This window comes from Salinicoccus siamensis, from assembly GCF_055391965.1.
The window spans coordinates 1-9,910 of the sequence record NZ_AP043766.1; the positions used below are offsets into that span (position 1 = coordinate 1).

9 protein-coding genes are annotated in these 9,910 nt (G+C 36.6%); 5 read left to right on the forward strand and 4 right to left on the reverse strand.

Features of this window, described 5'->3' with window-relative positions:
• Positions 1-802: 802 nt before the first annotated feature.
• The 3 genes from ACZ5LF_RS11210 to ACZ5LF_RS11220 form a co-directional block, all read right to left on the reverse strand.
• Positions 803-985 carry a hypothetical protein gene (locus ACZ5LF_RS11210; protein WP_271402494.1) on the reverse strand — a complete coding sequence of 61 codons (183 nt, stop codon included), beginning with the start codon at positions 983-985 and terminating at the stop codon, positions 803-805.
• A 245-nt stretch (positions 986-1,230) separates the two neighbouring features.
• Positions 1,231-2,505 carry an ApeA N-terminal domain 1-containing protein gene (locus ACZ5LF_RS11215; protein WP_380572265.1) on the reverse strand — a complete coding sequence of 425 codons (1,275 nt, stop codon included), beginning with the start codon at positions 2,503-2,505 and terminating at the stop codon, positions 1,231-1,233.
• 42 nt (positions 2,506-2,547) lie between these two features.
• Positions 2,548-3,189, reverse strand: a complete 642-nt coding sequence (locus ACZ5LF_RS11220) for a GIY-YIG nuclease family protein (RefSeq protein WP_464759876.1) — start codon at positions 3,187-3,189, stop codon at positions 2,548-2,550.
• 266 nt (positions 3,190-3,455) lie between these two features.
• Here ACZ5LF_RS11220 and ACZ5LF_RS11225 point away from each other — a divergent pair, with 266 nt between their 5' ends.
• On the forward strand, positions 3,456-4,019 hold the full coding sequence (locus tag ACZ5LF_RS11225; protein WP_380572280.1) for a recombinase family protein: 564 nt from the start codon (positions 3,456-3,458) through the stop codon (positions 4,017-4,019).
• Positions 4,020-4,189: 170 nt separating this feature from the next.
• On the opposite strand, the gene ACZ5LF_RS11230 is transcribed toward ACZ5LF_RS11225, so the two are convergent.
• The gene (locus ACZ5LF_RS11230; protein WP_380572245.1) at positions 4,190-5,332 is read right to left on the reverse strand and encodes a DNA cytosine methyltransferase; all 1,143 of its coding nucleotides are present in this window, start codon (positions 5,330-5,332) and stop codon (positions 4,190-4,192) included.
• Positions 5,333-5,373: 41 nt separating this feature from the next.
• Here ACZ5LF_RS11230 and ACZ5LF_RS11235 point away from each other — a divergent pair, with 41 nt between their 5' ends.
• The 4 genes from ACZ5LF_RS11235 to ACZ5LF_RS11250 all read left to right on the forward strand — a co-directional run bounded on the left by ACZ5LF_RS11235 (position 5,374) and on the right by ACZ5LF_RS11250 (position 9,792).
• Complete coding sequence (locus ACZ5LF_RS11235; protein WP_464759864.1) at positions 5,374-6,432, forward strand: hypothetical protein; 1,059 nt, start codon at positions 5,374-5,376, stop codon at positions 6,430-6,432.
• A 275-nt stretch (positions 6,433-6,707) separates the two neighbouring features.
• Positions 6,708-7,322 carry a hypothetical protein gene (locus tag ACZ5LF_RS11240; RefSeq protein WP_464759866.1) on the forward strand — a complete coding sequence of 205 codons (615 nt, stop codon included), beginning with the start codon at positions 6,708-6,710 and terminating at the stop codon, positions 7,320-7,322.
• 307 nt (positions 7,323-7,629) lie between these two features.
• Positions 7,630-8,523 (forward strand): hypothetical protein, encoded by an 894-nt coding sequence (locus ACZ5LF_RS11245; RefSeq protein WP_380572284.1) that lies wholly within the window; start codon positions 7,630-7,632, stop codon positions 8,521-8,523.
• 558 nt (positions 8,524-9,081) lie between these two features.
• On the forward strand, positions 9,082-9,792 hold the full coding sequence (locus ACZ5LF_RS11250; protein ID WP_464759868.1) for a hypothetical protein: 711 nt from the start codon (positions 9,082-9,084) through the stop codon (positions 9,790-9,792).
• Positions 9,793-9,910: the final 118 nt, after the last annotated feature.

Genomic DNA, 9,910 nt, shown 5'->3' on the forward strand with positions numbered 1-9,910 from the left:
ATATATATCAAAACATCAAAAAGAGCCTTCAAAACACTTGTAAGGACTTAAATCATAGGAAAGCACCCTAAACATGATTTGAACGCTCATATGCGCTTATTTGGATTTCTGACATGCCATCCTGCATCTATTCTTTCCCTTTCTTATGCAGCGCTTCCCATTTCTCCGTTTTAACTAAAAATCCCACTGCCATTGTACCCATCTTAATTATGGGTCTAGTATGTCACTTCTACATCATTCTGCGACAGCAAGTCGATTAAATAACCCCATGAGATTTGCTTCAACTTATGATTTGGAAGATGGATTTCCAATTATTTTTAGAGTGTATTCTATTTAAAATGAAATACAAAAGCTGAAAATCAGTAAATGCAGTAAGAGCATAAGGAGGTTTTTCCGGATTTTCATCCTACAAAACCTCAAAAACCTTGATATGTCGGCAGTGCCGACAATATACTTTTCCGTCCGGATTTTAACCAAATGTACCTGTTTAAGTACATGAAAACAGCTATTTTTTGATGTAATATTACAAATGTACCTGTTGAGGTACATCTAAATTGGAAGGAGATTGATAAAAGATGGCACGAATTGATGTAAAAGATTTTGATGAACAAGAGACGGTTCGGCTAAAAATGATTGCGCAAGAAAAAGAAGTCACTTTCAGTGAATGAGTCAGAGCAGTATTAGAAAAAGATTTCTGATCGGACATAGAAAACCCCGAGTAATGGTCGTTTTATTCACTGCCATCATTCGGGGTATAGCTCACTCTGTGGGTTAGGGAAATGGTGTTTTTATCAGACAGCGTTTAAACGATATACTTGATTGCGTGTTTGAATATCGTGACTTCCTGGCCATCCACATCTAAATAAATTTCATACTTTCCTGCAAACAACAATTTTCCGCGCATTGCTTTGCCATCTTTAAATGCGACTTTTATTTCTTTACCGAGCTGATTAATATATCCATACACGCGTTTGTTCTCTTCCATCTTCACGTTTCCTTTCTTTAAAAATTGATATATTTATAGCTATGTTCTAACACGTTTTTCATTTAACATTTTTTCTGAGCAAAATTAAAAGGCATCCTAATGATACACTCTAAATCCAGTAGTCCCAATGTCATCATACTGTCTATTTAGGGTCTACCCTAAGAGTGCGAAGTGTTTATAATAGAAATATATACCTATAATTTTTAACCAGTCATGATTTGGCAAATGAATATTGAACAAATTTTCTATTGTAGATTATTAAAGCTCTTAAATTTATATTGTTGAGGTTTTGAAAGTATATATGATTCTCCAATATTAATTTTAAGATAAATGAATTCTTTTATTACTTTTCTAAGTAATTTAGCAACTTCGATTTTATCGACATCTATTTGAGGTTTCTCATTAACATCAAAAAAATGTGAGTGGTAATGTCTAAAATCCTTTAAGTAAGATATAATTTTTTCATCTAATTCAATCTCAGAAAAGATTGAATCTATTATTTCCTTGTCTATACTTTTGAAAATTTCTTCTAATCTTATTTTCAAGTCTCTTTTTTGTTCACAAATAAACCTTCTATGCAATCCTTCTAAAATGATTATATGTGAAAGTAAATAATCATCCTCATATATTGGCTTATATATATTATTAACGTAAGTATCAAATATATCAGTGAGCTTGTCTTCATTATTAAAATATCCATCAATAAATTCAGAAAATCTTCTTTTTAAAAAAGGTTTAACTTGAAAAATCAACTCATTAGAAGGTTTAGATACTTGTATGTTATATTCGTTCGCCCAGAATAGTTTATAATTTTTCTCTTTGTTAGATATATATAATTCTTCTACTTTAATTTGATGTTCAGTAATAAAAGAGATTAGATTACGAATTTTCATTGCTAGTGAAATGATATTGTTGAATGATTGAGGTTCTTTGAATTTAAAATTTAAAAATGGAGTATAATCAAATTTTAAGTCGAAATCTTCACCACGGTTATATTGATTTGCAAGAATAAAATCTGTTACTTCTACACGATTATTTATTAGACATACTCCCAGAGTACTCTCTAAATTTAGTTCAACACTGCTATGAAACCGGTCCTCTTTCTTTCTCCCGTACTTAAAAGGTGAGTTTGTAAATATGTCTTTAAAGTACGAACAGTATATTTTAAAATTATTATAATTATTTTCTTCTGACTCTGATTCAACTTGGGGCTTGGTATCTAGTAACAGATATTGGTAGATAACTTCGACAGTAGTGATATTGTTAGAATTATTTTTTGAATTTATTACAATCCCACCACGTAGTTCTAATTTCTCCCCCAAACTGGTAATGAACGTAATACTTGTTATATTGAGCTCTAATTCTTCTAATGTATCTAAGAAGCCCTCTACCACAAAAGTTAAATTTATCTGGTTGTCATTATATTCTAGTAAACCGCTTTTTGGCTCTTCAACATTGTTAAAATAAATTAAGCCATGGGAAGATAATTTATCTACCATCTTTAATTTAGAAAATTTCATTAACTAACCCCCTTATAGTTTTATTTTGTAAATTAAATTATTTTATGACATAGAAGATCCTAATCTTGGATTCAGTTGATCATGCAGTACTTTTTCAACTAATTGATTTAATAGCATATAAGTTTTATCGTCAGAATCACCTTTTATAATATAAAAAAACTCTACTTTAAATTTAAAATCTGGATTATCTATAATAAATCCACTTAATTTTAAACCACTGGTACTCTGCCAAAGGTATTCCCCAGTTTTTTGGTCTTTTGACACTCCATATATATGATTTAATAGTCTTGTACGTAAGTTATTATCTTTTCCTACATAAAGAATAGGAGACTCCTTATTCTTCTTAATTAATGCAGGAGTCTTTTTGTTCTCACGATGTTTCTCCCATTTGCTATCAAAAACTGAAGCACCCTCTGATAGGCATTCTACTACTTTAAAAACATATACTCCACTAGTATTTTCAGGCACACAATCCTCAATTTTTGCTTTAATTTTATTTCTCTCTTCTTCATTTTTCATTAGATTTTCTGGTATTATCGCATTTATATCAGAAATTTCACCACTCTCATATTCAAAATCACATAATAGTTGTTTATACTTTCGAGAATTTAAACACTTTAAATCTTTTTTAATCGCCTTTTCAACGTCGCTTATTTTTTTCACGTAATTTTTTATATTTGACACTAGTTTCACCTCATTTTTTATTTATTTTAGCATACTCTAAAAAGTCTAATAATCGACCGTTTATTGGAAGATTTGTCACATCTATGAAATCGGCCTTTATTCATATAAATTGAGTCCAAAAACCAGTATACTAATCAATGTCCATATTATTCGAAAGTATATGAGTTTTTGAACGATGCCATGCACTGTGAGACCAGTTTTATGAAGTGGAACTGGGGGAGAGTGCGTATTTGATGCAATAAAGCAGATTAGAAAGGAGTCAAAACATGACTAAAGTGGGCTATGCGCGGGTCAGTACCCGTGATCAGAACTTGAATAGTCAAATCGATACATTGAAAGCGGTCGGGTGTGAGCGTATCTTTTCGGAAAAGGTCAGTGGGCGCAAATATAACAGAACCGAATTGGATAACTGTCTCGATTACTTGCGATCGGGCGACACCCTGGTCATCACGAAATTGGATCGATTGGGCCGCACCACAAGACAACTAATCGATTTATCCCAACATCTTGAAAATAATAATATAGAGTTGGAAATTATTGATATGAACATTAATACAAGAGATGCGATGGGAAAAATGTTCTTTACCATGATGAGTGGCTTCGCAGAACTGGAAGCGAATCTACTCAGTGAAAGAACAAAAAAAGGATTAGATGCGGCTCGTGCACGGGGCCGAGTCGGGGGACGCCCCCAGATTACGCAAGAAAAAGTAGCAATGATTGTCTCACTCTATCAGAGCAAACAGCATTCTATTAATGAGATCATGAAGCTGACAGGGGTATCAAAGGGGACCATATATAATGTGATTAATCGACATAAGCTGAACATTTAAATTGATGAATTTTTAACAGTGATAAATGAATAAAATTCTGGGCGCATAAACAGATTTACATTTGTTTATGCGGCCAGAATTTTATTAACAATACCTCAAAAGATGACTTGAATGTGTTGAATAGTATTGTAAATTTAATTATACCAAGACTTTCAACCTGGGTTGTTGTCCTATCCATTTAATTTTTGTTTATTAAATTCAATCAAACCAAGTTTATCTAAAGTGTGAAATACAGCTCTAGCTATATGCCATGCCATTACAGGTGGAACAGCATTACCTATTGCTTTATATGACGAAGACGCACTTGCTACAAAATTAAATGAGTCTGGGAATGACTGTAAACGTGCACATTCTCTTACACTTAATCTTCTCCATCCAGTAACATCTTCTTCTTCTTTACTATATCTATAATGAGCTTCTATATTACCATGATGCTCCGCCCTGATAGTAGGAGCTGGTCTATCTGGAAAAATTCTATTATTACCTTGCATTTTTTTACCTGGATAAAACTTAGCTTTAGAATAATCACGGAACGTATGGTTGGGTATGACAGTCGCATCTATATTTTCCCATAAATCATCAATACCATCTTTAGCAGTAAGCCATTTATTACCGGTTTCATTGCCGAATTGATCATTTGTAGGCATAGGATAAAATTGATCTTCAACACTGCCTAAGTCTTTTCGAATACCCATTATAATAACTCTTTTACGAATTTGAGGTACGCCAAAATTTGCTGAGTTTAATATACGGTATTGAACATCATAGCCACTTTCATCAAAATCCTCTAATATGGTATCTAACGCTGATTGATCAACATTCGCACCAACATTATTTTTTTTGGAGTTTCTTATACCATCTACATTTTCAGCAATAAAAATTTTGGGCTTATAATGTTTTAGTACTCTAATCATTTGCATGTATAACTGACCTCGTGGATCACTCAACCCGCTACGCTTTCCAGAGTAGCTAAAGGTCTGACAAGGAAACCCTCCCAATACAACATCAACATCTATATTAGGCAAGTGCTCATTCAAATCTAAATCGGTAATGCTTGTCGTTTCAACTTTATGTTTGAAATTGTATTCATAAATATCTGCAGCTTGTTTAAAAATATCATTAGCGAATACAATGTTATAAGGATTCCCATCATAATATTCATCTAAAAATTTAAAGTCTCCAATGAAGCCCAAATCCATGCCCCCTGCACCAGAGAATAAACTTACTATGTTTAACGGCTTAATATCATTAGGAATTTGTAAAGTTTTAGTATTTATTGTACTTATATCTTTCTCGTAGTATGTGTTAGTCATTTATCTCATCCTTATCTATAAATTTAAAAAGAGGTGTAGTTATGGAATATTCAATACATGATTTATTATCCGAAATAAAAGATAAAATAGAAAATACCCTTGCTGAAGAAAAGTATTTAGTTTCCAAAGGAAATTATAATGGTTTTGAAGTACTGTTTAATGATGTGATTAAAGAATGGGATATTGATGGCGTCGAATTCAGAGAAAATTATGGACATCATTTTCCTGACATAGACATTCTTATAAACAATATTAAATATGGATTAGAATTAAAAAGTAGAACAGATGGTTCTTGGATCAACAATGGGGGATCAGTATTTGAAAGTATAAGTTCTCAAGATTATCAAGATATTTATTTATTATTCGGCACAATTAATAAAAAGAAGAATGAGCCATATTATAAAGTTAAATACGCTCCATATTGGACTGTGACAGAAGATATAAAAGTCACTCATAAACCAAGATACTTTATTAATATGGACACTCAAAACAGTATATTTAATTCTAAATCTGAGTATGACATTATCAGAGAAATGAGTGAACTAGAAAAAAATTCATACGTCCAAAAAATACTAAGAGAGAATTCCAATAAAGCACAGTGGTACATATCTGAACCTGAAAATGTTCTCCCTACATTGATAAAAGATTTAGATAAAGGTAAAAAGGATGAATTGATCTCTGAATTATTAATCTTATATCCTCAAGATATCTTAAAATCCAAGAGTGATTATAAAAGGGTTACGGAATATTTAATATCGACTTATTTTTATTATAGCCCTTCAATAAGAGATCTTTTTTCGGCTGGTGGTAAGTATGTACATAATAATGTTTCATTTCCAAAAGTGATAGAGCAATTTCGATATCATAATAATACAATCCTCAAAGTACTAGAAGAACAAAGCCCTGATTTTAAAGCTCTCGCCTATAACAGTTGGAAAGAAATAGACGCTCCAATTATTAACCAAAATATTGTAGAAGATTACAAAATAATTTTGAATACACTAGGAAATGAATATTTATCAGAAGAATTAGCCGACGCCGATATTGAGCAACTTACAAATCTAATATTTGAGTCAACTCAAGGTAATATTAGCACTTAAAAAAAGACGCGTCAAATACCGCGTCTTTTTTTAAGGTCTCGCTCAACATTTCAGAATATCCTCTTAAATTTAATGAGTTAAAGTGTACACCGCCATTAACTGACGCATTTATTATGTATAATGAAAAATATCTAGTGAACGTTAATTAAAGCCTTTAAATAAGGTTTTATATAATATCATGCACGCCACACGTGTGGCGTGCATGTTCGAAGGCGTTCGAGTACACACGCTAAACGTGTGCCGTGCATTTCATCATATGAAAAGGAGATAATCCATTGTCCACACATGACCCAAAAAGATATTATCAAACCATCAATTTGATAGAGGAAACAGGCGCATCTGAACATTCCATCAGGCGATATGTCCGGGTGTTAGAAGAAACGGAAGGGTATCCTGAGATAGAACGAGATAATCGTCAAAATCGATTGTTTAATGAATTGGATCGGATGGCCGTTGTCGAAATGGTGCGCTTGGTCAAGGAGGAAAAAAAGGGCGTACAGGACGCTGCCGAATCAGTGGTTCTACGGTTGGATGAATTCAAGGCACTTCTAGATGTCCAGGAAACCCCTTCAAAGGCCAATGCAGTCAATGAAGAGATTAATGGGCCAGACGGTAAAAGTGAACGCCTAGAGTATGCTATTACGCTTTTAGAGCACCTTTTAACCAATCAAAAGGATTTAGATGAGCGATTAAAGAAAATAGAGGCACAACACCTACAGATAGAAACATCTACACACACAAATGAAGAAGATGAGAAGAGTGAAGCCCCATTTTCAGAAGACAGTGCTACGGAACTCCCCCAAAATCAGGAGGATAACGAAGTAATCGATGCCCCACAAGCACATAAAAAAACAGGCGGTTTCTGGGCCCGCCTGTTTGGTCGATTATAATCAATATGTAATTATAGTTTGCACTACTTCATGAAAACCGATACAATTATCTGTAAATAACTGAACGGAAAATATAAAGAGTACCTGCATTACAGGACAGCTACCAACTATCCTGTAATCGCTCACCGTGAATCCCCCACGGCAAACACTTAGGTACTCTTCGTTATCTTTATGATACCCGTATTATAGCGATTTTTAAACTATTTTACAAGGATTCAAGATAACGAAGGGTCATTTTTTCTAAGAGTGTCGCCGTAGACTTACGGCGACACTCTTTTGCTTTTCTGAACCGAAAGGACTGGAAATCATGACCACACACTACACACTCGTCCACTTCACCGACTACCAAAACTTCGACAGCATCCAAGAAATGGATGCGACCGTCCGCCAATTCAATGCCCGTATCAGCAAACCACACTATGAGACGCTCAATGTCTTAAAACAACATTCCTGTAAGGTGATCGGAGTGTCACATCTGAAGGTGGCGACGATTGCCAATGCGGTGGGGCGGTCGACCCGTGCCATCCACCGTCATCTCAAATACTTGGCCGACAATGGCTTCATTACAGTGGCCAACACCTCCCGTAAAAAATCCGGCGGCAAGGGTGCGAACATCTACATCATCAATCGAATCGATCAGCAGAAAGCCATTCAAAAAAAGCATGTGTCATATCGTAAAGCGTCGCATCGCAACACGGTGAAAACGGCCGTCAAACGCCAACAACAGCAAGCATTTGCGTACATCAAGGTCAAAAAACAAACTATGTATTCTTTAAAACTATTAAATTCTCTGTTTAGTAGTACAGGCCGTAAATATAAGCGCATGCGCAAAAAAATGAAATTAACCCGCATCGACAACATCAAAAATGCCACATTCGCCAATCGCATTGTACCCGAGGGGATTTACCACCAATTCATCCCCTTCTTCAGTGACGCCCAATTGACTGCCCTATACAAGACCGCTGTGAATCGTTTGGCCACATTTGATCTAGACGCCATCCAACAGAATGATGCCATCACCTATGGCCTGGAATCCTTGGTTAAAGCCCTCCGTCGGTACCACCGCGGCGAAGGCGAGCCCGTCTATAATCTCTATGCCTATTTGAATCGAACCCTGCTGCACATTGGGTTTAATGGTGAGTTCTATGACGATGTCTATGCCTATACCAATGCGGCCGATTTTAGAACTGCAATGGCTTGATTGATCTAACGACAGATTCTTCTGTGACCGGTGTTGCAGGGTGTGTTACATCTTTTCTAATGGGGCGTATCCCTCATCTCCCGATCGTCACAGTGTGTGATTTTGGAGATATGATGTTTCCAAACACTTTCTAAATGGGGGTATAAAGGGGGGGCAAACAGGGGGTCAGTGCGTCCGTTTGCATTTAGACAGGTTATGGACGCCCGCATACCCGTCACGCCGCCCACGGCCGCCATATTCGAAGGGGTGTGTTACCCTTCTCAATCCTTGACCTCCCAATCACTACGTGCCCGATTGGGAGGTCAAGGATAAAATGGCAGTGTGTGGGCGGCTGTAGGGGATGTGGGGCGTGTCGGCAGCGGGCGTCTATTGGAAGGTGTTTAGACAGTATTTAGAAATGAAGTGGAACCAGACAAGATATATAGAGCGGGATGGGGTGGGTAGGTGGTTGATGGGTGAGGCATTAAAAATGGCAATTGAAGCGACGGATAAGTGAAAATGAAAATGGATGTGAATGGTGCATTAAAGTGGGCGTATATGAAAAAAGGAGGGGCAGGTATGCAGATTATTGGGGCACAGAAAACGCAGGTGTTGGATCTGATCAATCGATTTGGGGTGATCGGAAACAAGACGCTGTTTGCGTTTTTCGAAGGGGCAATTAGTCGGCATATGTTATATAAGATACTGCGGTTTTTGACGAAACGGGGCTATATTAAAAAGGGAAATATTGGGCCACTCTATTATGTCTATATCACACCAGGGGCCACCGGGTTAGTGAGTGAGCCAATGCATGCATTGCGGACACTTAACCAATCCGAGTTGGTGCATGATTTGCGGGTGGCGGACTATATCATAAAACAGTATCTGCGGTTGAGAACGAAAGATGCCGTCTCCCAAGTGGGATTTACCACGGAACGGGAATTGATTGATGACGATCTGATTGAGCAGGTGGATGCGACTTCGGACTGGAAACGCTCCCGTAATATCGACACTGTAAAGCGCAAAGTGCCGGACGGCTACTTGCATATCAAACGGGTGGACGGGCGGAAACAGGCCCTAGCGATTGAATATGAGCTGACCCAAAAATCGAAAGGCAAGTATGAGGAGATTTTAAAGCGCTATGCGCGGATGTATGCACACGATGAATTGAACGGGGTCGTGTATATCGTGGCAGTCCCTCGGATTCAACGGCAGATTGAGGCCGTGCGCAGTTCAAGGGGGTACACCCTCCCGATCAAATTTCATGTGGCCGATCGGGTGTGGGGTTAACCCCGGCCGTGCTGCATGGCACTCAGGGAAGCTGATTTATTTTTGGATTTTTAGGGGGCTTTTCTCCACTCAAAGTCTTATTAAAACAGATGGATCTATAAATAGATCTCCGGTGTTT

What these genes read in the sequence shown, in the direction of transcription:
- ACZ5LF_RS11245 (WP_380572284.1), top strand. Translation starts at nt 7,630, where the DNA reads ATGACCACACACTACACACTCGTCCACTTCACCGACTACCAAAACTTC.
- ACZ5LF_RS11215 (WP_380572265.1), bottom strand. Translation starts at nt 2,505, where the DNA reads ATGAAATTTTCTAAATTAAAGATGGTAGATAAATTATCTTCCCATGGC.
- ACZ5LF_RS11235 (WP_464759864.1), top strand. Translation starts at nt 5,374, where the DNA reads ATGGAATATTCAATACATGATTTATTATCCGAAATAAAAGATAAAATA.
- ACZ5LF_RS11210 (WP_271402494.1), bottom strand. Translation starts at nt 985, where the DNA reads ATGGAAGAGAACAAACGCGTGTATGGATATATTAATCAGCTCGGTAAA.
- ACZ5LF_RS11250 (WP_464759868.1), top strand. Translation starts at nt 9,082, where the DNA reads ATGCAGATTATTGGGGCACAGAAAACGCAGGTGTTGGATCTGATCAAT.
- ACZ5LF_RS11230 (WP_380572245.1), bottom strand. Translation starts at nt 5,332, where the DNA reads ATGACTAACACATACTACGAGAAAGATATAAGTACAATAAATACTAAA.
- ACZ5LF_RS11225 (WP_380572280.1), top strand. Translation starts at nt 3,456, where the DNA reads ATGACTAAAGTGGGCTATGCGCGGGTCAGTACCCGTGATCAGAACTTG.